We start from the raw sequence: 22,341 nt of genomic DNA on the forward strand, positions 1-22,341 counted from the left end.
GCGGTCCGGCCGACTGCACCGGATTCTCTTCTCCGCCGGAGGGGATGGTGGATCTTGCTTCCGGTGCAGTTCACCTGCCCGGCCAACCAGACATCTCATCTCCAACGACAGTGAATGTACTCCCCGCTTTCCAGAATGTCTACACCCTGCGATACAGATTTTCCCGCTTACCGAGTAGCTGTTTTCTGTCATGGATCGTCCGCCGCCGGCATCCTGCTCGTCACCAGCACATTCGATAGGCGAGCCGGTTGTTGTCGGCCGGTAGGTCGCCGACGGTGCGCAACGCGCCGGAGGCGTTGGAGATGAGCGGCGAGGACGAGCGCGACCGAATCCCGGTTTGGCCGGGTGTTATCGACGAGGTGGGACGACGTTTGCCGTGCCGCGTTCCAGAGCGTGTCGCAGTTCGGTTCGATCATCGAAGGCGAGTGTTACGGCGCCGTATGTTTGCACGGGGTCGTGTCCGCGGCCGGTGACGACGAGGACGTCGCCGGCTTGGGCGAGGGTGACGGCCAAGGCGATCGCGTCGGCGCGTCTGGGTTCGAGAATGACTTCGGCGTGGCCGGCGGCGTAGGCGCCTGCGGCGACGTCTTCTCGCAGTCGCGCGGGGTTGTCGGAGAAGGGGCTTTCGTCGGTGACGATGACCGTGTCGGCGAAGGTTGCCGCTGTCCAGCCAAGGGGGCGGCGTTTGCCGGGGTCGCGTTCACCGGTGGCTCCGATGACGACGATGATCTTGCCGCTGGTCAATGATCGCAGGTAGGGGAATTGGCGTTGTTGGCCTGCGGTGTTGTGCATGTAGTCGACGAAAGCCAGGAACGGTTGCCCGGCCTCGATGCGCTGCATCCGGCCTGGGACGCATTCCAGACTTTCCATGCCTTCGATCGCGGGTTCCGGATCGACGCCTGCTGTGGAAAGGGCCGCGATCGCGCCGAGGGCGTTGTCGACCTGATGACGGCCAAGGAGTCTGAGCCGGACCGCGGTGCTGCGGTCGGCGCCGTGCACAATGAACGAGGTGTTGTGTTCGTCGAGCCGGATGTGGTCGGCGTAGAAGTCGGCTGCTGTGGATTGTGTCGAGAACGTGCGGTGGGGAAGTGCGGTTTCCGCGGCGAGTCGTCGGCCGTAGTCGTCATCGATGCCGATCACGGCGGACTCGCATCGCTCAGGCGAGAACAGTTTCGCCTTCGCCGAGTAGTAGTTTTCGAGGTCGTTGTGGAAATCCAGGTGATCCGCGCCGAGATTGGTGAAAACGCCGACGCGGAATCGAATCCCTTCGACGCGGTGTAGAGCCAGCGCGTGACTGGACACTTCCAGCGCGACCGCGGACACGCCGCTCGCGTGGAAGGTCGCCAGGGTTTGTTGCAGTTCGCTGGCCTCGGGTGTAGTCCGCACGGCCGGCCGCTCGCCCCACGGTCCGCGGATCTCGACGCCGCTGATCAAACCGGTTTCGATCTTCGCCCCCCGCAGGCCCGCGTCGAGCAGATAGGCGGTGCTGGTCTTGCCGTTGGTTCCGGTGACGCCGAAGACGTCGAGTTCGCGGGAGGGGTGACCGTAGATCCACGAGGCGAGCGGCCCCAGCACACGTCGGGGGTCATCGACCAGAAAGGTCGGCAGCGCCTCACAGGGCCGGTCGCTGATCGCCGCGACCGCGCCGCGGGCCGCCGCCTCGACCGCGAAAGCGGCGCCATGGTGGCGGGCGCCGGGTAGCGCCGCGTACACCTCGCCCGGCGCGACCAGCCGCGAATCCTGACTGATTCCGGTGATCGTCGATTCCGCCGCGAGACCGTCCGGTGGCCCCGGCGCGCCCAAGCGCAGGGCGAGATCGCTCATCGACCGGCGATGCGGCGGTCGCGGACGATCGGCACCCCTGATCTGCGCGGTCATGCTGGACAGTGAACCACCTCACATCCGCTGACTTGCCGAACTGCGCCGGTCGCGTCGCGACCATCGGTGCGGCGCGGGTCGAGGGCGTCCAACGACGCCATCGGGGGCACGCGTTACCCGGAAGGCGTACAAGTCGAGTTCGTCGCACGGTCGCGCGACTCCTCGGTCAACCGAGTTTCGGCCTGCTCCTCTACAGCGCCGCTTGGGCGGGCTTCCGGGTCCGAGACCACTTCCGGATGCTCGTCGGCGGCCTGTCCGAAGCGGCCGACTCCCCCCGACGTCGCCGCGTGGGCCGGTCTCCTGAACGTCCATTGCGCCCTGCGTCCACAGGACCCGGCCGCGACGACACCGACAGGCTCGAGTTGGCTCCCTAGGTTGTGCCACGACCCGACGCAGCGTTCGCAACTCGAGCACACGGCCGCTCGATGACGCCTCCGACTGCGACCTTGATGGCTCGCAGGGTGATGGGCTGTCTGATCCGGTACGCGGTAGCGAAACCTTCGAGCGCGAAGGCGGCGGGGTCGCGGTGCCCTCGGTCTCCTAAGTTCGCGGGTACTCGGTCGGCGGGGTTCGTTCCGGGCGCTGCGATCCAGTATTGACTGGATCACCAATGCCCCGTACGGTGACTGCATTCACATTTTGAAACGTTTCAATCGAGGTTGAACCTATGCCCGACACCATGGAGCGTGTCTGCTTCCTGCTGACTTTGCGGCCGGACCGGATCGAGGACTATCTGGCCGCGCATGCCACGGTGTGGCCGGAGATGCTGGCGGCGCTGCGGGCGGCGGGTTGGCGGAACTACTCGCTGTTCCTCCGTCCAGAGGACGGATTGGTCGTCGGCTACCTGGAAACCCAGGACTTCGCACGCGCACAGGCGGCGATGGCGGCCACCGAGGTCAACGCGCGCTGGCAGGCGAGCATGGCCGAGTATTTCCAGGCGTCCCCGTTCTCCCGGGTGCAGCCGGACGCGCGTCCGGACGAATCCGTGCACCGCCTCGCGGAGTACTTCCACCTCGACTGACCCATCGTCCCCACTCCGCTTGGAACCCACTGCTAGACCCGAGGAATACCAATGAAGGTAGGCGCACGAACCACCACCGGGTGGAAGGCGACGATCTCCGTCGCGATGTCCAACTACATCGAGGCCGGCTCCATCATCGCCATCGCCACCAGCCTGACCTTCTGGCAGGACGCGTTCGGCATCAGCAACTTCGCCGTGGGCCTGCTGGCCGCGCTGAGCGCCAACGCCTTCGGCGCGGCGATCGGCGCGGGGATCGGCGGGCCCCTGTGCGACCGCTTCGGCCGCAAGGCGATCTACACCTACGACCTGCTCGTCTACATGGCGGGCGTACTGCTCGCGGCGTTCGCGATGAACTTCGCGATGCTGCTGGCCGCGTTCGTGATCACCGGTGTCGCGGTCGGAGCGGGGGTGCCCGCTTCCTGGACCTACATCGCCGAGCAGGCGCCGACCACCAACCGCGCTCGCCACGTCGGTACCGCGCAGCTGGCCTGGTCGGTGGGGCCGCTGGTGGGATTCGCCTTGGCCGCCGCGCTTGCGCCGCTGGGATTGCTCGGCTCGCGGCTGATCTTCCTGCATCTGTTCGTGGTGGCGGCCGTGGTCTGGTGGATCCGGCAAGGGCTGGCCGAATCGAAGATCTGGCAGGACGAGGCGGCCTCCGGTGCGAGCGCATCGCTGCGGTCGACCACGGGTGGGCAAGGGCTGCGCGGGCTGTTCTCGCGCCGGATCAATCTCACCGCCCTGCTCGTGCTGATGGGCATCTACGGATTCTGGAACACCGTCGCAGGCCAGGCCGGCATCTTCATGCCGCGGGTCTACGACAGCGCCGGTGTGCACAGTGCCGTGCAGCAGAACCTGCTGCAGGTGCTGGTATGGGGGTGCACCGTCGCGGCCACGTACTTCGGTTTCATGGCTTACGCCGACCGGATCTCGCAGCGGCTGCTCTACCTCATCGGCGCGGCGCTGGGGGTGCTGGCTTGGTGCGTGCTGGTGTTCTTCACCGACGCCGGGATGCCGACCTTGCTGCTGTTCGCGGTGCTGTGGGGAATCTCCAGCGGCATCGGCGCGCAAGCGTTCTACAGCCTGTGGACCAGCGAACTTTTCGCCACCCCCTATCGGGCCAGCGCTCAGGGTTTCCTGTTCTTCGTGGTCCGCTCGGCCACCGGCCTGCTCAGCTACTTCTTCCCGACCATGCTCGCCGCCACCGGGCTCACCACCGTCGGCTTGCTGCTGGTCGGACTGCTCACCGTCGCGCTGGTGATCGGTGCGGTGTTCGCGCCGCGGACGCAGGGCAAGACGCTGCGCGAGATCGAAGTCGAGCGCTACGGCAGCCCCGTGGGCGAGCTCGGCGGAGTCGGGCCGCGCACGGTGATCAGCACCGAGACCGGTCGCGGTGTCGAGGGCGCCCCGGTGGGAGGGCACTGACATGACCGACCCGTATCTCCCTGCCCCCGTAAAAGGAGCGCCGCTCGTGTCCGTCGACACCGTCCTGGAGTCCCTCGCCATCGAGTTGCCGTCCTGGGCGTTCGGTAACTCCGGCACCCGGTTCAAAGTGTTCGGGACCCCCGGCACGGCCCGCACCGTCCACGAGAAGATCGCCGACGCGGCCACCGTGCACCGGCTCACCGGGCTCGCACCCACCGTCGCGCTGCACATCCCATGGGACACCGTCTCGGACTACGGTGAACTCGCGCGATATGCCGAAGATCTCGGGGTCCGGCTCGGCACGGTCAACTCCAATACCTTCCAGGACGACGACTACAAGTTCGGCAGCCTGACCCACACCGACAAGCGGATCCGGCAGAAGGCGATCGACCACCACTTCGACTGCCTGGAGATCATGGCGGCCACCGGGTCGCGGGATTTGAAGATCTGGCTGGCGGATGGCACCAATTATCCCGGCCAGGGCGATATTCGGGGGCGCCAAGATCGTCTCGCCGAATCGCTGGCCACCATCTACCGGCATGTCGGTGCGAACCAGCGGTTGGTGCTGGAGTACAAGTTCTTCGAGCCGGCCATGTACATGACCGACGTACCGGATTGGGGTACCGCCTACACCCAGGTGAGCGCGCTCGGGGAGCGGGCGGTGGTGTGCCTGGACACCGGGCATCACGCACCGGGCACCAATATCGAGTTCATCGTGGCGCAGTTGCTGCGGCTGGGGAAGCTGGGGTCGTTCGACTTCAATTCTCGGTTCTACGCCGACGACGACCTGATCGTCGGCGCGGCCGATCCGTTCCAGCTGTTCCGCATCCTGTTCGAAGTGCTGCGCGGCGGCGGCCTCGACCCGGCGTCCGGGGTCGCGCTGATGCTCGACCAGTGCCACAACATCGAGGACAAGATCCCCGGCCAGATCCGCTCGGTGCTCAATGTGCAGGAGATGACCGCGCGCGCCGCGCTGGTCGATCTCGACGCACTGGCCGCCGCCCAGGAGGCGGGGGACGTGCTCACCGCCAACGGTGTGTTCATGGACGCCTTCTACACCGACGTCCGGCCGCGGCTGGCGGCCTGGCGCGCCGAGCGAGGCTTGCCGGAGGACCCCATGGCCGCCTATGCCCGCTCCGGGCAGCAGGAACGGCTCACCGCCGAACGCGCCGGGGACAGCGCCGCCTCCTGGGGCGCCTGACCACATCGACCACCCGAAACGAGGAAAGAACCTGTCATGACCCACCCCACGGTCGCGGACCTCATCGCCCGGTCCAACCGGCTCGGCGCCGACCCGAAGAACACCAACTACGCCGGCGGCAACACCTCCGCCAAGGGCACCGACACCGACCCGGTGACCGGCGAGCCCGTCGAGCTGATGTGGGTCAAGGGCTCCGGCGGTGACCTCGGCACGCTCACCGAGCAGGGCCTGGCCGTGCTGCGGCTGGACCGGTTGCGTGCCCTGGTCGGCGTCTATCCGGGTGTCGAGCGCGAAGACGAGATGGTCGCGGCGTTCGACTACACGCTGCACGGTCGCGGCGGCGCCGCCCCCTCCATCGACACCGCCATGCACGGCTTGGTGGAGGCGGCGCACGTGGACCACCTGCACCCGGACTCCGGGATCGCGCTGGCCACCGCCGTGGACGGCCCGGCGTTGACCGAGAAGATCTTCGGCGACCGGGTGGTGTGGGTGCCGTGGCGGCGACCCGGTTTCCAACTGGGCCTCGACATCGCCGAGATCCGCAGGCGCAACCCGCAGGCGATCGGCACCATCCTCGGCGGGCACGGCATCACCGCCTGGGGCGACACCTCGGACGACGCGGAGGCGCATTCCCGCGAGATCATCCAGACCATCGAGCGTTTCCTGCAGGTCAACGGCAAGCCCGAGCCGTTCGGGGCCGTGCTGCCGGGATATGAGGCGCTGCCCGAGTCGCAGCGCCGGGCCAAGGCGGCCGCGCTGGCGCCGTTCCTGCGTGGACTCGCGTCCACCGACCGACGCCAGGTGGGGCACTTCACCGACACCGCCCCGGTGCTCGAATTCCTCTCCCGCGCCGAGCATCCGCGGCTGGCCGCGCTCGGCACCAGCTGCCCGGACCACTTCCTGCGGACCAAGGTCGCGCCGCTGGTGCTCGACCTGCCCGCGGACGCGTCCGTGGAGCGGTGCAAGGAACGGCTCACCGAACTGCACGAGGCGTACCGGGCGGAGTATCGCGCCTACTACGAGCGGCACGCCACCCAGGACTCCCCGGCCATGCGCGGCGCCGACCCGGCCATCGTGCTGATCCCGGGCGTCGGCATGTTCAGCTATGGCGCGGACAAGCAGACCGCGCGGGTGGCGGGCGAGTTCTATCTCAATGCCATCAATGTCATGCGCGGTGCCGAGTCGGTGTCTCGATACCAGCCGATCGACGAGGCCGAGAAGTTCCGGATCGAGTACTGGGCGCTGGAAGAAGCCAAGCTGGCCCGCCGGCCGAAACCCAAGCCGCTGGCCACCCGGATCGCTTTGGTCACCGGCGCGGCGTCCGGCATCGGCAAGGCCATCGCCCAGCGGCTCGCCGCCGAGGGCGCCTGCGTGGTGGTCGCCGACCGGGACGGCGAGAAGGCCATCGAGGTCGCGGCCGAGATCGGCTCGGCCGACGTGGCGGTCGGCATCAGTGCCGACGTCACCGATGAGGGGCAGGTCCAGGCCGCGGTGGACGCGGCGGTGCTCGCGTTCGGCGGCCTGGACCTGGTGGTCAACAATGCCGGACTGTCGCTGTCGAAGTCGCTGCTCGAGACAACCGAAGCGGACTGGGACCTGCAACACGACGTCATGGCCAAGGGCTCATTCCTGGTTTCCAAGGCGGCGGCCCGTGTGCTGATCGACCAGCGTATGGGTGGTGACATCCTCTACATCTCGTCCAAGAACTCGATCTTCGCCGGTCCGAACAACATCGCGTACTCGGCGGCCAAGGCCGACCAAGCGCACCAGGTGCGGCTGCTTGCCGCCGAACTCGGCGAACACGGCATCAAGGTCAACGGCATCAACCCCGACGGGGTAGTGCGCGGCTCGGGCATCTTCGCCGGTGGCTGGGGCGCGCAGCGCGCCGCGGTCTACGGGGTGGAGGAGTCCGAGTTGGGCGCCTTCTACGCCCAGCGCACCCTGCTCAAACGGGAGGTGCTGCCCGAGCACATCGCCAACGCCGCGTTCGCGTTGTGCAGCGCGGACTTCTCGCACACCACCGGCCTGCACGTGCCGGTCGACGCCGGGGTCGCCGCGGCGTTCCTGCGATGACCGCGACCGGCGCGGTGGCCGCGGTCGATCTAGGGGCCACCAGCGGACGGGTGATGCTCGCCCGGGTCGGCCCGGGTCGGCTCACCATGCGGCAAGTCGCCCGGTTCGCCAACGATCCACTGCCGCTGTGGAACGGCGTTCGCGAGGCACTGCACTGGGATCTGCCCGGGTTGTACCGGCAGGTCGGGCGCGGGCTGGCCGAGGCCGCCCGGTCCGAACCCGCGTTGCTCGGCGCCGGAATCGACTCGTGGGCGGTGGATTACGGCCTGTTCCGCGACGGTCGGCTGCTCGGACTGCCCTACCACTACCGCGACGGCCGTACCGCCGACGGTGTCGCCGCCGCGCACGCCGTCGTCGCACCGTCGGATCTGTACGGCCGCAACGGCCTCCAGTTCCTACCGTTCACCACCGTGTACCAGCTCGTAGCCGAGCGGATCGCGGGCACATTGGCCGCCGCCGACTCGGCTCTGCTGATTCCGGACCTGCTGGGCTTCTGGCTCACCGGAACCCGGGTCACCGAGCGGACCAACGCGTCCACCACCGGCCTGCTCGGCATCGACGGCCGCTGGGACGCCGACCTGCGGGCGCGGCTGAGGCTGCCGAGCCTCTTCCCGGCGCTGGCTGATCCCGGCACCCCGCTGGGCCCGGTACTGCCCGGTGTCGCGTCGGCGTTCGGGCTGGACCGCCGACTCACCCTGAGTACCGTCGCCTCGCACGACACCGCGTCCGCGGTCGCCGCTGTCCCGATGGCGCCGGAGTCTGCGGCCTACATTTCCTGCGGCACTTGGGGTTTGGTGGGCGTGGAACTGTCCGACCCGCTGATCGGCCCGGCGAGCCGGGCCGCCAACTTCACCAACGAGGCGGGTCTGGACGGTCGCACCCGTTTCCTGCGCAATGTGATGGGGCTGTGGCTGCTCAGCGAATCCATGCGGCACTGGCAGGGCGCGGGCGCGACCTATGATCTGGCCCGCCTGCTCGCCGCGGCCGCCGAAAGCCCCGCGCCCGCAGCAGTATTCGACGTAGACGATCCTGTGTTCCTCGTACCCGGCGACATCCCCCAGCGCATCGCGGAGTGGTACGCGCAGCGCGATTTGCGGGTGCCGGAAGGGCCGGTCGCGACCGTGCGAGCGATCGTGGAGAGTCTTGCCGCCGCTTTCGCCACCGGCGTGCGCACCGCCGCCGAACTCAGCGGCGTCCCCGTGCGCACTATCCACCTGGTCGGCGGTGGCGCGCGCAACCGGCTGCTGTGTCAGCTGCTGGCCGACCACTCCGGCCTACCGGTGCTCGCAGGCCCGGTGGAGGCGACCTCACTCGGCAACATACTGGTCCAAGCCCGCGCACACGGATTGCTGCACGGCGACGTGGACGCGCTGCGGGCCGAGGTGGCCACCGCGTTCCCGTCGCAGCGGCACGAGCCGCGCACCGAACCCGTCAGGAAGGCTGGCTGATGAAGCGACAAGTACCCCGCCCCCGCGATCTCGCACCGCTGCTACGGTTCCGCGCGCCGCGTCTGAACGCGACCCGGCGCCGCCTCGACGCCGCACTCACCATCGAAGACCTGCGCCGTATCGCCAAGCGGCGCACCCCGCGGGCGGCGTTCGACTACACCGACGGCGCCGCCGAAGCGGAGATTTCGCTCGATCGCGCACGGCAAGCGTTCCTGGACATCGAATTCCACCCCGCGATCCTGCGTGACGTGTCCAAGGTGACCACCGGCTGGGACGTGCTCGGCGGTCCTGTCTCGCTGCCCTTCGGCATCGCCCCCACCGGTTTCACCCGCATGATGCAGACCGAGGGGGAGTACGCGGGCGCACGTGTGGCAGGGCGAGCCGGCATCCCCTTCTCGCTCTCCACCATGGGCACCGCCTCCATCGAGGACGTGGCAGCCGCCAACCCGCACGGGCGCAACTGGTTTCAGCTCTACATGTGGAAGGACCGCGACCGGTCCATGGCTCTGGTCGAGCGGGCCGCCGCCGCGGGCTTCGACACCTTGCTGGTGACCGTGGACGTGCCGGTGGCCGGCGCCCGGCTGCGCGATACCCGCAACGGCATGTCCATCCCACCCGCGCTCACCCCGGCCACTGTCCTGGACGCGCTGCCCCGGCCGCGCTGGTGGATCGACTTCCTCACCACCGAACCGCTGGCCTTCGCGTCCCTGGACCGCTGGTCCGGCACCGTCGCCGAACTGCTCGACTCCATGTTCGACCCCACGGTGAATTTCGAGGACCTGGCCTGGATCCGGGACCAGTGGCCGGGCAAGGTCGTGGTGAAGGGCATCCAGACCCTCCCCGACGCCCGCGCCGTGGTGGACGTCGGAGTCGACGGCATCGTGCTGTCCAATCACGGTGGACGACAGCTGGATCGGGCACCGGTGCCGTTCCACCTGCTGCCCGAGGTCGCCGCCGAACTGGGCAACGACACCGAGATCATCCTCGACACCGGCATCATGTCCGGCGCGGACGTCGTCGCGTCCATCGCGCTCGGCGCCCGCTTCACCCTCATCGGTCGCGCCTACCTCTACGGCTTGATGGCGGGCGGCGAGGCCGGTGTCGCCCGTGCGGTGGAGATCCTGGCCGGGCAGATCGAGCGCACCATGCGACTGCTCGGCGTGACCTGCCTGGAAGAACTGCAGCCCCGGCACGTCACCCAGCTGACCAGACTTGCCCCGCGCGCGGTGTCCATCCAAGATCGAAGGTGAGGAGTTCGGGCAAAGTATCGGCACATAGGAGGCGCGGTCACCGGTGGTGAGCATGCGGGAAGTGGCCGCTGCGGCCTCGGTGTCGGTCGGCACCGTCTCCAACGTGCTCAACGCCCCCGACAAAGTCGCTCCCGCCACCGTGGAACGGGTACTGGCCGCCATCGATCGCCTCGGATTCGTCCGCAACGACGCGGCCCGTCAGCTCAAGGCTGGCCGCTCCCGCTGCGTCGGCCTGGTAGTGCTCGACATCGCCAACCCCTTCTTCTCCGACGTCGCCCGCGCCGCCCAGCAGCGCGCCGCCGAACACGACCTCGTCGTGCTGCTCGGCTCCAGCGACGACGACCCCCACCGGGAGCGGCTCTACCTCGAAACCTTCGACGAACAAAGGGTTTACGGTCTGCTCATCACCCCTTCCGGGAGCGATCAGGACCGGCTGATCGCCCTGCACAACCGAGGCGTTCCGGTCGTGCTGGTGGACCGCGACGGGCACGGCACCCCCTTCTCCTCGGTCGCCGTCGACGATGTGGCCGGTGGAGAACTGGCCGTCCAGCACCTGTGCGCCACCGGCCGCCGCCGCATCGCCGTCGTCGGCGGCCCCGCGACGCTCTCCCAGATCGCGGACCGCCGCACCGGCGCTCACCGCGCCGCCGCCGGGCGCCCCGGCGTCACCCTCACCGTTATCGACACACCCGCCCCCACCGTGCTCGCCGGCCGCGCCGCGGGTGAACGCCTCGCCGCCATGCCCGCAGGCGACCGCCCCGACGCCGTCTTCTGCGTCAACGACCTGCTCGCCATCGGCGTCTTGCAGGGCCTGACCCTGCACGGCGTCACGGTGCCCGACGACGTGGCCCTGATCGGTTACGACGACATCGATTTCGCCCAGTCCGTCGTCGTCCCGCTCACCTCGATCCGCCAGCCGCGCGCGGACATCGGATCCTCTGCCATCGACCTTCTGGTAGCAGCGGCAAACGATCGGCAGCAGGGGCAGGAACATATCTGTTTCCGCCCCGATCTCGTCGAGCGTGCCTCCACCGTCGGCTGAACGATCCGACGACTTCCGATTATCGGTGACACCTGTCCCAGGAGGTGAGCGGCCACGACGCGTCGCGAGTGCGACGACTTCCGGTGATCCGCCGACTTCGTGTCTCGGAGGTGTTTCTCTCCTGAGCGAGCGGCGGTGAGCGTACGGCCCGGGTAAGGCGCGGTGTCATGCCTGCGCACGCGGTGCATGAGGAGATCTGCCTGTTCTGGCCGTCGACTGCTATCGTGCAACTAGCACGAGATAGTGACAGGAGATGCGAAGCCCTCATGGACGCAATCGCTGAAGAGGCCCCCACGGCGGCGCTGACGCTCGATCAAAAGATCGCGCTCGGCGCTGGGGCGTCGTTCTGGACCACGCGAGCCGTTCCCGGAGTCCGTTCATTGATGCTCACCGATGGCCCCCACGGACTTCGGGATCAGGGCAAAGCGGGAGATCATCTGGGTATCGGCAGAAGCCGCCCCGCGACCTGCTTCCCGACAGCAAGTGCGCTCGCGTCGTCCTGGGACGTCGGCGTCCTGCAGGGCGAAGCTGCCGTTCTCGAGGGTGGTCACCACCGATTCGCCGACCAGCTTTGCCTGATAGGACACGGGCGGCGGCTGGTTCGAATCGGCATGCGCGGTGGTCATGCCCACCACGACGCCGGTCACGGCGAGCGCGGCCGTGAGCGTCGTTCGGCGAAGTTTCATCGAAGTTCCTCATCGAAGTGGTTCGGAACACTGTCGAGCGACAGTGAGAGGTGTATCACTAGCACGAGACAGTAAGGTAAACGAAAAGTAGCGCCGGTGTCACGTGCTAGTTCGATCAGGCGCTTCGGTGGATGAATCTGTTCGTCGCATCTCCCGACCAGCGGGACACCTGTCGTCGAGAGCGGCCGAGTTGCGCCACGCTGGCGTTGTGGCATCGGAAACCGTCAGGACGTTCTCCTCGGGCATGGTGGAGCGAGAGTTGTTCCGGACGTGCGGACTGCCGCGCGGCTGGCTGGAACCGTCGAGCATCTGGTGTCGGGGAACGGCTATCGGCGTCCCGATCCCTGCGGCGCCTCCCGGTACCGCTCGAATCCAGGCGGCATCCGTAGCACGAGGTGCCTGCGACGCCGTGCTACTCAGAAACGAGGACCGATGCAACTGAACGGAAAGGTTTTGGCCGTCACCGGAGCGGGCAACGGCATCGGCAGGCAGACGGCGCTGCGCCTGCTCGCGCGCGGAGCGCGAGTCGCGCTCATCGACCTGAACGAGGATTGGCTGCGGGAGACGCGTGCGCTCGCCGGCGCGCCGGAGGACCGCCTCTCGCTGCACGTTGCCGATGTCACCGACCCGGCGGCCGTCGCATCGCTGCCCGCCGCGGTGCTGGCCGAGCACGGAGAGGTCGACGGCCTGGTGAACATCGCGGGCATCATCCATCGCTTCGCTCCCGTCATCGAACTCGAGCGTGGCGAGATCGAGCGGGTGGTGCGGGTGAACCTGTGGGGCACCATCGACATGTGCCTGGCGTTTCTGCCCGAGCTGCGGACACGTCCCGAGGCGATCCTGGTGAACATGTCGAGTCTGTCCGGGCTGATTCCCTTTGCGGGCCAGACGATCTACAGCGCCACCAAGGCAGCGGTGAAGCAGTTCAGCGAGGGGCTGTACCAGGAGCTGGCGGACACGAACGTCACAGTCGTCACTGTCTTCCCCGGCAACGTCAGCACGAATCTGAGCGGCAACTCAGGCGTCGCGATGATCGACTCCGGCGGCCGGAAGGTCAGGGCGAGTACCCCCGAGCGTACGGCAGATCTGGTCGTCGCCGGCATGGAGAAGGGCAGCTTCCGGGTGCTTGTCGGGCAGGACGCGAATCTGCTCGACCGGCTCGTCCGCCTCGCTCCGCGCTGGGCGACGAACATGGTTGCCGGGCAGATGAAGAACGTGCTTCGCGCCGAGTGAGCCGGATCGAGCGGAGCAGCCGGCGAGGAGGTCACAGGGATATGCGCGGAATCAACCACATCGTTCTGTACGTAGCGGATCTGGAGCGCAGCTTGGAGTTCTACGAGAGCGTGCTCGGGTTCGAACGTCTGCCCGGAGGCGTCCCGGGTGGCGCGTTCCTGCGCTGCGCGGGATCGGCGAATGACCACGATCTGGGGCTGTTCCGATCCAGGAACCGTGCCGTCCCTGCGGCAGGCTCCGTGGGGTTGTATCACGTCGCCTGGGAGGTCGCGACACTGTCCGAACTCGCGGCGGTCCGCGATCGTCTGAGGCGTGTGGGCGCCGAGATCGGTGCCTGCGACCACGGCTCGACCAAAGCGCTGTACGGTCGCGACCCCGACGGCATCGAGTTCGAGGTGTGCTGGCTGGTTCCGGACGAACATGTCGAGGAGGCGCTGCGGCCGGGCACCGCGATGACGGCTCCGTTGGACATCACGGCCGAGGTCGCGCGTTACGGTGCCGACACCCCGGGCGGCCCGCGCACCGACACGACCATGTGGGAGCGCGTGGCCGCGAGGCTGGCCGCAGGGCGGTGAGCCCCGCTCTCAGCGAGCTGTGGTGACGATATCGGCGGCGTTGTAGAAGGCGCGCATGCTCGTGATGTGTCCGTCGGCGTCGAAGGCCATGACATCGATGGGTTCTACGATGATCACCCGGTCGGGCGTCGTCGTGGTGACTCGCATGTGGAAGGCCGCCGAAGACCCCGAGACCCGGACCACCAGCAGCTCCGCGCTGTTGTCGACGGCGTCGAGCGGGCCGTAGAAGGCGGTGATGGCGTCGCGCCCGCGCCGGACTTCCGCGCCGACGGGGTCTTCCACAGTGGCGTCCTCGGCGTAGAGGGCGGCGATTTCCGCCGCCGTGCCGGTGGTGAGGCGGGACACGTATTCGCGCACCACCGCGGTGATCTGCGCTACCGATGACATGGAGTCCTTTCCCGGCGGCGCTTTCGGCCGCCTCGACCTGCTCATGGCAGCAGACCGGCCCCCAGGCGTGGGGGGCTCGTTCCGCTCGGTGGGAGGCGATCTGGCGCATCGCCGTCGGTCCGGGCGACTCTGCCCGGCATGCGAACCGATATTCCTGAAGTAGTGGCGGCCGCCGAGGTGGCGGAGTGGTCGGACGAGGTCGACGTCGTCGTGATCGGCGCGGGCATCGCCGGGGGTTGCGCGGCGGCCGAGGCCGCGGCACAAGGAGCACGGGTGCTCGTCCTGGAACGCGCGGCGGCGCCTGGCGGGACCTCGGCGATGGCCGGAGGCCATTTCTACCTCGGCGGTGGCACGCCCGTGCAGACGGCGACCGGGCACTCCGATTCGGCCGAAGAGATGGCGAAGTACCTCACCGCAGTTTCACGCAGCCCCGACGTGGACAAGATTCGCGCCTACTGTGCCGACAGCGTCGAGCACTTCCACTGGCTGGAGGACCTGGGCTTCCAGTTCGAGCGCACCTTCTACCCGCAGAAGGCGGTGATCCAGCCCGGTACGCAGGGTTTGATGTACACCGGCAATGAGAACGTCTGGCCGTTTCGCGAGCTGGCGGTGCCGGCGCCACGCGGACACAAGGTTCCCGTCGCCGGTGACACCGGCGGCGCGGCGCTCGTCACCGGGCTGCTCGTGGAGCGCCTCGCGCGCCTCGGCGTAGAGATACGCTACGCCGTCGGCGCCAGGAACCTGGTGTGCGACGGACAGGGCGCGGTCACGGGCGTCGCCTGGAAAGGGTTGTCGCAGCGCGGAGTGATCAAGGCGGGTGCGGTTGTCGTCGCGACGGGTGGTTTCGTCATGAATCCCGACATGGTGCGGCAATACGCGCCGGTCTTGGCCGAGAAGCCCTACACGCTGGGCTCCTCCTATGACGACGGGCTTGGCATCCGCCTGGGCATGTCCGTCGGCGGCGCGACCGAACACATGGACCAGTGCTTCCTCACCGCCCCGATCTATCCGCCCGCCCGCCATCTCACCGGCATCGTGGTCAACGCGCTCGGGCGGCGGTTCGTCGCCGAGGATTCCTACCACGCCCGCACGGCGGGTTTCGTCCTGGAGCAGCCCGGTGCGAAGGCCTACCTGATTCTGGACGAAGCGCATCTGGAGAAGCGCGATTTCCAGTTGGTGCCGTTCATCGACGGCTGGGAGAGCGTCGCCGAGATGGAAGCTGCGCTCGCGCTTCCGGAGGGAAGCCTGCAAAAGACCCTGGACGATTACAACGCGCACGCGGTGCGCCGGGAGGACCCGGCTTTCCACAAGCAGCCGGAGTACGTCGAGCCGCAGGACCACGGACCGTGGGCAGCCTTCGACCTTTCGCTGGGCGCGGCGTCCTACGCCGGATTCACCCTCGGCGGGCTGCGCACGACGGTCGACGGCCGGGTTGTCGGCGGCGACGGTGCGGTCGTGCCGGGCCTCTACGCCGCCGGCGCGTGCGCACCGAGCCTGGCCCAGGACGGCAAGGGATACGCCAGCGGAACCCAACTCGGCGCCGGTTCCTACTTCGGCCGGCGCGCGGGGCGGCATGCGGCGTCGTGGGCCGCGCCGTAGCTGCGGAGCCAATCGATGGCCTCGACCATTTCCCGCTGGCCGAGGCGGGCCCTGAACCGGTCAGCACAAGGCGTCCGGCGCTCCGACATCTCGGGCGACAGCGCGTCGAGCTTGTCCGGCCGGTCGACGGTTTCGCGCGCTCGCCCGTGCCCAAATGCACGACGCGGACCTAACAGCTGGATTCCGCCGCGTCACCGTCGACGGCGACGCGATAGGTGCCGAGCAAGTGCTGGGATGGGCCGCACGGATCGAGATATCCGGCGATGGTCCGGATCAGCGTGGCGCGCCCTTCGACGCGGAAACCGCCGTAGTCACCGGAGGCGTCGGGGTGGAAGACGTCTTCGAGGATCGTCCAGTCGCGGCCGTCGAGCGCGTAACCGTATCGGTTCAGCACGCCGACGATGGCCCGATGGTCGGACTGATCGGGCATGGTGACAGGTCCTCTCCCGGCGGTGCCGTTCGCCGCCGCGGTCCGCTCATAGCAGCAGACCGGCCGCCGTGCGGAGGCCACCCGTTCCGCTCGCCGGGAAGCGCACCGGCTCCGTCCGGTGGGGGCTCCCGCTGAATGGGAGCGCACCGTCCGGTGAGTGAGGCGCGCCCTATCGTCCTGACATGCCAAGTCCTTGTGACCCAGTTCACGCGTGAGTTTCGCGCTTCCGCACACCGGTTCCCGCCGCAGGCGGGGCCGGCGACATCGGTCACCGTTTCCCGGAAGGTCCAGACCATGACCAATCCCGTTGACACCGTCGCTGCCGCCGTCAGCGCCGCCGGCGCCTCGACTTTCGAGGCCCGCAAGGTCTCGAGTGGATACTCCTGGCCGGAGTGCCCGCGGTGGCACGCGGGCGCCTTCTGGTTCTCGGACATGTACACCGGAACTCTCAAGACGCTCGACGCCGACGGCAACGCAACCGTCGTCGTGGACGCGACCGGCCGCGCCGCGAACACCGATGCTCCGATCGTGCTGGGCGGGTTCGGCTGGCTGCCCGACGGCCGCCTGATCGTGGTGTCCATGCACGAGAAGCTGGTGCTGGTGCACGGTGGCGGCGGACCCGGCGACCTGTCGGTGTATGCCGATATCTCGCAGTACTGTTCGGCCGCCGCCAACGACATGGTGGTCGACGCCGACGGTCGCGCCTACATCACCCAGCTCGGCTTCGACATCTTCAAGGGTGAGCAACCGGTCGCCTCTCCGCTGATCGTGGTCGAGCCGGACGGCGCTGTCTTCACCCCGGAGAAGGTGGGTCCGCTGCTGTGCGCGAACGGGATCGCCGTCAGCGCCGACGGCACCAAGGTCTACACCGCCGAGGTCATGGCGTTCAAGATCACCGTGCTCGACCGCGCTCCGGACGGCACGCTGTCGAACCCCCGTGACTTCGCCTCCTGCCCGTTCATGCCCGACGGCATCGGGCTCGACGCGGAGGGCGGGGTGTGGGCGGCCATGCCCGGCGGCGGCTACGTCGCGCGCTTCACCGAGCAGGGCATCACCGACGCGATCCCGATGCCGCTGGAGAACGGCATCGCCTCCGCGTGCCTGCTGGGTGGCCCGGACCGGGACCGGCTCTACATGACGGTCGGGTACGAGGTCTACGACTTCGAGAAGTCGGCCCGGGAGGCGCTGGGCAGCGTCTGGGTGGCCGATGTGGCCCACCGCGGCGGCGACACTCGCCCCTGATCACACCGAGACAGCCAGGAATACGAGGAAAAGACAATGGCAACACTGGATTTCAGCGATCGCGTCGTCATCGTGACCGGCGCGGGTCGTGGCATCGGGCGGGCGAACGCGCTGCTGCTCGCCTCGCGTGGCGCCGCCGTGGTGGTGGGTGACCTCGGTGCCCGCATCGACGGCTCCGGCGTAGAGGGTGACGACCCGGCCGCGGGTGTGGTCGCCGAGATCACCGCCGCCGGCGGCAAAGCCGTCGCCTGCAACGCCGACGTCTCGACCGAGCAGGGGGCGCGCGCGCTGGTCGACGCCGCCATCTCGTCGTTCGGCAAGCTCTCGGCTGTCGTCAACAACGCGGGCATCGTCCGTACCGCGCCCTTCACGGAGGTGCCGGACGAGGAGTACCAGCGTCATCTCGACGTGCACTACTTCGGCGCGATGCGGTTGTGCCGGGCGGCTTGGCCGCACCTGCTCGAGGCCGACGCCCCGCGTGTGGTCAACACCATTTCGCAAGCGATGCTGGGCAACCCGGGTATGTCGCACTACGGCGGTTCCAAAGGCGCGTTGTTCGGTCTGACCCGCAACTTGGCGCTCGAAGGCTTGGCCGCGGGCATCAAGGTCAATGCCATCGCGCCGGGCGCGGGCACCCGGATGGCCGAGGCAGCGGCCGACACCTTGTCGCCGGAGATCATGGAGTACATGCGCACGGCGCTGCTGCCGGAGCACGTGGCTCCGGTGGTGGCCTATCTGGTGCATCCCGACTGCCAGGTCACCGGTGAGGTGTTCAACGTGGCTGGCGGCATCGTGAACCGGTTGGCGCTGGTCAATACCGTCGGCATCCACGACCCCTCGCTCACCGTCGAGACCGTCGCCGAGCAGTTCGAGCAGATCATGGCGATCACGCCGCAGGCTGTGCCGCAGGTCGTCGCCCCGGCCCAGATGCCGGTGTCCTGAATCCCGACGTCCGTTCCAGGAGCCATCACATGAGCACAACCGAGACGGCGACCGGCACCGAATACCCCTTCGGCGCGGTCGGTCCCGACGAAGCGGCCGCGCGGTACCGGGCGATCGCCGCGGACCGGCCGATGACGAAGATGACGATGCCCTTCGGCGGCGACGCGTGGGTCATCCACCGCAATGCCGCGGCTCGGCAGATGTTGAGCGATCCCCGATTCGTGCGGGAGCCGTTCCGCACCGGTGAACGCGTGACCCCTTACTTCGTGGAGTTCCCGGACTTCTTGCGGACCACCTTGCAGTTCGAGGATCCGCCGCATCACACCAAGCTGCGCAAGCTGGTGCAGCGCTCGATCTCGCCGAAGCGGGTCAAGGCCATGCGTGATTCGGCGGTGGAGTTCGCCGATCATCTGATCGACGAGATGATCGCGAAGGGCGCGCCGACCAACCTGGTGCACGACTACGCGGTGGCGCTGCCGATCCAGATGCTGGCCAACTTGCTCGGCGTGCCGCCGGAGGATCGGCCCAAGTTCCAGAAGTGGAGCTCGTCCACCCTGGCCGTGGCGAACATGCCGGAGGAAGAGGTCGTCGCCAACATGACCGAGCTGGTCGTGTACATGATGGCCCTCATCGAGGAGCGCAGGAAGAACCCGCGCGAGGATCTGCTGAGTGACCTGGCCAACGCTCGCGACAAGGACGACAGCCTCACCGACGCCGAAATCCTGCCGATCGCCCTGGTTCTGATCATCGGCGGGTTCGACAACACCGCGAACTTCATCTGCGCCGGTGTGCTGTCGCTGCTGCGCAATCCCGATCAGCTCGAGCTCTTCCTGCGGGATCCGGACGGGATGGCCCCCACCGCGGTAGAGGAGATCCTGCGGCACGGACGGATGGCGCTGGGCGACACGATCACCGGTGGCGGCGGGCTCGTTCCCTTCGTCGCCACCGAGGACGTGGAACTCGACGGCCAGGTGATCGCCCGTGGCGAGGCCGTGCTGGTCGATCCCGCCTCGGTCAACCACGACGGCGTGGCCGTCGAGAACGACGAGGTCTTCGACATCCGGCGCAGCAACAACCCGCACCTGACCTTGAGCTACGGCTTGCACCACTGCTTGGGTGCGCCCCTGGCCCGGATGGAGATGCAGGTCGGCCTGGCCGAACTGTTCAAGCGACTGCCAGGACTGAAGCTCGACGGGGAGGCGGTCATCGACAAAGACAACCTCACCCAGGCGATCACCGATCTGCCGGTCAGCTGGTAGGAGCAGCGATGCCGAAAGTGTTCTACACCCAGCCCGACGGCGTGGTGAAGGTCGTCGACGGCGTCGCCGGGGACTCGGTCATGTCGACCGCTGTGCGCAACGGCGTGAACGGCATCGTGGGCCAGTGCGGTGGCACGTTGTCATGTGCCACCTGCCACGTCTACCTCGATCAAAAGGAGCTGGGGTTCTTTCCGGAGCCCACCGAGGACGAGGACGACATGCTGGACTGCACGGCATCGGACCGGCAGGACAACTCACGCCTGTCCTGCCAGCTGACCTTGTCGGACGGAATCGACCTGCACGTGACCGTCCCCGACGAACAGGTCTGACCGATGACCGGAGCGCAGGACACGCTTGGCCCGGAGGTGTCGATGCCGCACAGCGTCGTGGTCGTCGGGGCCTCGCACGCCGGTGTACAACTCGCCGATCGCCTCCGTACCGAGGGCTACACCGGAGAGATCACACTGATCTCCCACGAACCACACCTTCCGTACCAGCGGCCACCGCTGTCCAAGGCATGGCTCAAAGGCGAAGCCAGCAGCGACTCGGTGCTGTTGCGCGGTCCCGCCCACTACGAGAACCAGAAGATCGAACTGCTCACCGGGGCGCGCGTGGAGGAGCTCGAGCGGACCTCGGCGGGAGTCGAGGTGCGGTTCTCGCGGGACGGCGAGCGCCTCGTGCGACGGTTCGACCGGCTGGTGCTGGCGACCGGAGCGCGGGCGCGGCGGTTGACGCTGCCGGGCGCGGACCACTCCGACGTGCTCGTGTTGCGCGATCTGGACCACGCCCGGTCGCTCGCCGCCCGGGTGCAGGCCGGCCCCCTGGTGGTGATCGGCGGCGGGTTCGTCGGCCTGGAGGTCGCCGCCACCGCGCGTGCACTCGGGGCCGAGGTAACCGTGATCGAGGCGGGCGAGCGATTGCTCGCCCGCGCGGTGGGCGCGGACACCGCCACCGCCCTGCTCGTCGCCCATCGTGCGATGGGAACCGAGGTCGTGCTCGGCGCGGCGCCGGTGGAAATACTGCACGACGGCGACGGAGTCCGGGCGGTGCGGCTCGATGACGGCCGCGAGATACCGGCGGCGACGGTGCTGGTCGGTATCGGAGCCGAAGCGCGCACCGAGCTGGCCGAGCAGTTCGGGCTGGAGTGCGACGGCGGAATCGTCGTCGACGAGCGGTGCCTGGCCTCCGACGGGTGGACACTGGCGGTCGGCGACTGCACCACCCACGTGTCGAGCACCGGCAGCCGCTACCGGCTCGAGTCGGTGGACAACGCGGTGGAACAGGCCGATACCGCTGCCGCGGTGCTGCTGGGGCGACCGGTCCCCGATCGGGCCGCCCCGTGGTTCTGGTCCGATCAGGGCGATCAGAAGCTGCAAATCACGGGTCTCATCGGTGGCCACACCGCGATGCTCGTGCGGGTCGATCCGCAGCGCCCGCGCCGGCGGGTCGCCCTCTACTTCACCGACGACGCGCTGGTTGCCGCCGAGTGCCTGAATTCGCCGGCCGACTTCGTGGCGTTGCGGTCGGCGCTCGGCAAGGGCCATCGTCCAGGTCCAGAAGTTCTGTCCGACAACGCGGTCCCGCTCAAGAAGCTGCTGGCGCCGGGGCGCGGCTGAGCATCGAGCCGCACGAACCCGGGCCTCCGAGCATCGGCTCCGGGGCCCGTGTCGTGTGTTCGCGCGGCTACGCCTGCCGGAAACGCGCCGCCACCAAGGCGCCGACCTCGGCCATCGCCGCCCGAGCGCGGGCGACCGAGGCGGTCTGCATGGCGAAGCCGTGGCCGACGCCCGGGTAGCGCAGCTGTGCGGTGGGTACGCCGGCGTCCCGCATCCGGTCGCCGTAGGCCTCGACGGCGTCGCGGAGGGGATCGCCGTAGCCGACGGCGATGACGGCCTGCGGCAGACCCGCGAGTGAATCCGCCAGCGCCGGAACGCCGTAGGCGTCGTCGACGGCCGGATCCTCACCGAGGTACAAGCCCTTCATCCAGTCGATATCCGGGGCGGTGAGAAAAGGGGAATCGCCGAACTCGCGCATCGACGGCCTATCTGTGCGCCGTTCGATCCCGGGATAGAACAGCACCTGCTGGGCGATGGCGGGCCCGGCCAGGTCCCGGCCGCGCAGCGCGGTCGCCGCGGCCAGACTGCCGCCCGCGCTGTCTCCGCCCACGCCGATGCGGGCAGCGTCGACGCCCCATGCCGCGGCGTTCTCGCTCACCCAGCACAGGGCCGCGTACGCCTCGTCGTTGGCGACGGGGTAGCGGTGCTCGGGTGCGAGCCGGTACTCGACGTTGAACACCACCGCACCGGTGGCGTGGGCGACATCACGGGCCAGCCGGTCGAACGACTGCAGCGTGCCCATGATCATGCCGCCGCCGTGGAACCAGACGAGTGCGGGCGCGCTCGTCTCCGGTGCCGCGTGCGGCCGGTAGACGCGCAGCGGGATCGTGCCGTGCGGGCCGGCGATCGTCGCGTCGCGTACCGCCGCCATCTCAGGGCCGGGCGGGCGGACGATGGACTCGAGCGAACGGCGGGCCGCCTCGACGCCGACGGTCCGCAGAGGGGCCGCTCCGATGCTCGCCATCCGCTCGACGAGCACGGCGACATCGGGATCCCAGACGAAACAGTACGGCGGATGCCCGGTCGGAACGGTCACT

Annotated in this window: 20 protein-coding genes; 15 read left to right on the forward strand and 5 right to left on the reverse strand. The window is 68.6% G+C overall.

The genetic code is table 11. The features are described from left to right. Window positions 1-348 precede the first annotated feature (348 nt). Window positions 349-1,878, reverse strand: a complete 1,530-nt coding sequence (locus tag U3653_RS13235; protein WP_435406564.1) for a UDP-N-acetylmuramoyl-L-alanyl-D-glutamate--2,6-diaminopimelate ligase — start codon at window positions 1,876-1,878, stop codon at window positions 349-351. 667 nt (window positions 1,879-2,545) lie between these two features. On the opposite strand from U3653_RS13235, the gene U3653_RS13240 reads away from it, so the two are divergent. The 7 genes from U3653_RS13240 to U3653_RS13270 are packed head-to-tail and all read left to right on the forward strand — an operon-like array spanning window position 2,546 to window position 11,335. After that, entirely contained in the window at window positions 2,546-2,899 is a 354-nt protein-coding gene (locus U3653_RS13240) for an L-rhamnose mutarotase (protein WP_323124409.1), read from the forward strand. 51 nt (window positions 2,900-2,950) lie between these two features. Beyond that, on the forward strand, window positions 2,951-4,321 hold the full coding sequence (locus U3653_RS13245) for an MFS transporter (RefSeq protein ID WP_323124408.1): 1,371 nt from the start codon (window positions 2,951-2,953) through the stop codon (window positions 4,319-4,321). 1 nt (window position 4,322) lies between these two features. Next, window positions 4,323-5,522 carry an L-rhamnose isomerase gene (gene rhaI / locus U3653_RS13250; protein WP_195080287.1) on the forward strand — a complete coding sequence of 400 codons (1,200 nt, stop codon included), beginning with the start codon at window positions 4,323-4,325 and terminating at the stop codon, window positions 5,520-5,522. Between the two features lie 36 nt (window positions 5,523-5,558). Then, the gene (locus tag U3653_RS13255; RefSeq protein ID WP_195080286.1) at window positions 5,559-7,595 is read left to right on the forward strand and encodes a bifunctional aldolase/short-chain dehydrogenase; all 2,037 of its coding nucleotides are present in this window, start codon (window positions 5,559-5,561) and stop codon (window positions 7,593-7,595) included. After that, window positions 7,592-9,043: a rhamnulokinase gene (locus U3653_RS13260; protein ID WP_195080285.1), complete on the forward strand. Its 1,452-nt coding sequence runs from the start codon at window positions 7,592-7,594 to the stop codon at window positions 9,041-9,043. Before U3653_RS13255 ends, U3653_RS13260 begins: the two co-directional genes overlap by 4 nt. Next, entirely contained in the window at window positions 9,043-10,293 is a 1,251-nt protein-coding gene (locus U3653_RS13265) for an alpha-hydroxy acid oxidase (protein ID WP_195080284.1), read from the forward strand. Before U3653_RS13260 ends, U3653_RS13265 begins: the two co-directional genes overlap by 1 nt. 52 nt (window positions 10,294-10,345) lie before the next feature. Continuing rightward, window positions 10,346-11,335: a LacI family DNA-binding transcriptional regulator gene (locus U3653_RS13270; protein WP_195080324.1), complete on the forward strand. Its 990-nt coding sequence runs from the start codon at window positions 10,346-10,348 to the stop codon at window positions 11,333-11,335. Window positions 11,336-11,712: 377 nt separating this feature from the next. On the opposite strand, the gene U3653_RS13275 is transcribed toward U3653_RS13270, so the two are convergent. Further along, window positions 11,713-12,021, reverse strand: a complete 309-nt coding sequence (locus U3653_RS13275; protein WP_195080283.1) for a DUF8020 domain-containing protein — start codon at window positions 12,019-12,021, stop codon at window positions 11,713-11,715. Window positions 12,022-12,453: 432 nt separating this feature from the next. Between U3653_RS13275 and U3653_RS13280 the strand changes: the two genes are divergently transcribed. Further along, entirely contained in the window at window positions 12,454-13,254 is an 801-nt protein-coding gene (locus U3653_RS13280; protein WP_195080323.1) for an SDR family NAD(P)-dependent oxidoreductase, read from the forward strand. Between the two features lie 41 nt (window positions 13,255-13,295). Further along, window positions 13,296-13,829, forward strand: coding sequence for a VOC family protein (locus U3653_RS13285; RefSeq protein WP_195080282.1), 534 nt, complete (start codon window positions 13,296-13,298; stop codon window positions 13,827-13,829). Between the two features lie 9 nt (window positions 13,830-13,838). Here U3653_RS13285 and U3653_RS13290 read toward each other — a convergent pair whose 3' ends face one another. Then, the gene (locus U3653_RS13290; protein ID WP_195080281.1) at window positions 13,839-14,216 is read right to left on the reverse strand and encodes a nuclear transport factor 2 family protein; all 378 of its coding nucleotides are present in this window, start codon (window positions 14,214-14,216) and stop codon (window positions 13,839-13,841) included. A gap of 138 nt (window positions 14,217-14,354) precedes the next feature. Between U3653_RS13290 and U3653_RS13295 the strand changes: the two genes are divergently transcribed. Further along, entirely contained in the window at window positions 14,355-15,815 is a 1,461-nt protein-coding gene (locus tag U3653_RS13295) for an FAD-binding protein (RefSeq protein WP_195080280.1), read from the forward strand. A gap of 169 nt (window positions 15,816-15,984) precedes the next feature. Here U3653_RS13295 and U3653_RS13300 read toward each other — a convergent pair whose 3' ends face one another. After that, complete coding sequence (locus U3653_RS13300) at window positions 15,985-16,245, reverse strand: nuclear transport factor 2 family protein (protein ID WP_195080279.1); 261 nt, start codon at window positions 16,243-16,245, stop codon at window positions 15,985-15,987. Window positions 16,246-16,539: 294 nt separating this feature from the next. Here U3653_RS13300 and U3653_RS13305 point away from each other — a divergent pair, with 294 nt between their 5' ends. From U3653_RS13305 to U3653_RS13325, 5 genes are read left to right on the forward strand one after another with little or no spacing between them, the layout of a single operon-like run. Then, complete coding sequence (locus tag U3653_RS13305) at window positions 16,540-17,487, forward strand: SMP-30/gluconolactonase/LRE family protein (protein WP_195080278.1); 948 nt, start codon at window positions 16,540-16,542, stop codon at window positions 17,485-17,487. Between the two features lie 36 nt (window positions 17,488-17,523). Further along, complete coding sequence (locus U3653_RS13310) at window positions 17,524-18,429, forward strand: SDR family NAD(P)-dependent oxidoreductase (RefSeq protein WP_195080277.1); 906 nt, start codon at window positions 17,524-17,526, stop codon at window positions 18,427-18,429. A gap of 29 nt (window positions 18,430-18,458) precedes the next feature. Beyond that, the gene (locus tag U3653_RS13315) at window positions 18,459-19,688 is read left to right on the forward strand and encodes a cytochrome P450 (RefSeq protein ID WP_195080276.1); all 1,230 of its coding nucleotides are present in this window, start codon (window positions 18,459-18,461) and stop codon (window positions 19,686-19,688) included. Window positions 19,689-19,696: 8 nt separating this feature from the next. Next, window positions 19,697-20,017, forward strand: a complete 321-nt coding sequence (locus U3653_RS13320) for a 2Fe-2S iron-sulfur cluster-binding protein (RefSeq protein ID WP_195080275.1) — start codon at window positions 19,697-19,699, stop codon at window positions 20,015-20,017. Window positions 20,018-20,020: 3 nt separating this feature from the next. Further along, window positions 20,021-21,304 (forward strand): NAD(P)/FAD-dependent oxidoreductase, encoded by a 1,284-nt coding sequence (locus U3653_RS13325; protein ID WP_195080274.1) that lies wholly within the window; start codon window positions 20,021-20,023, stop codon window positions 21,302-21,304. 67 nt (window positions 21,305-21,371) lie between these two features. Here U3653_RS13325 and U3653_RS13330 read toward each other — a convergent pair whose 3' ends face one another. Then, window positions 21,372-22,340: an alpha/beta hydrolase gene (locus tag U3653_RS13330; RefSeq protein ID WP_323124407.1), complete on the reverse strand. Its 969-nt coding sequence runs from the start codon at window positions 22,338-22,340 to the stop codon at window positions 21,372-21,374. Between the last annotated feature and the right edge of the window lies 1 nt (window position 22,341).

This window comes from Nocardia implantans (assembly GCF_035544775.1).
In the GTDB taxonomy this organism is placed as follows: Bacteria; Actinomycetota; Actinomycetes; order Mycobacteriales; family Mycobacteriaceae; genus Nocardia; species Nocardia implantans.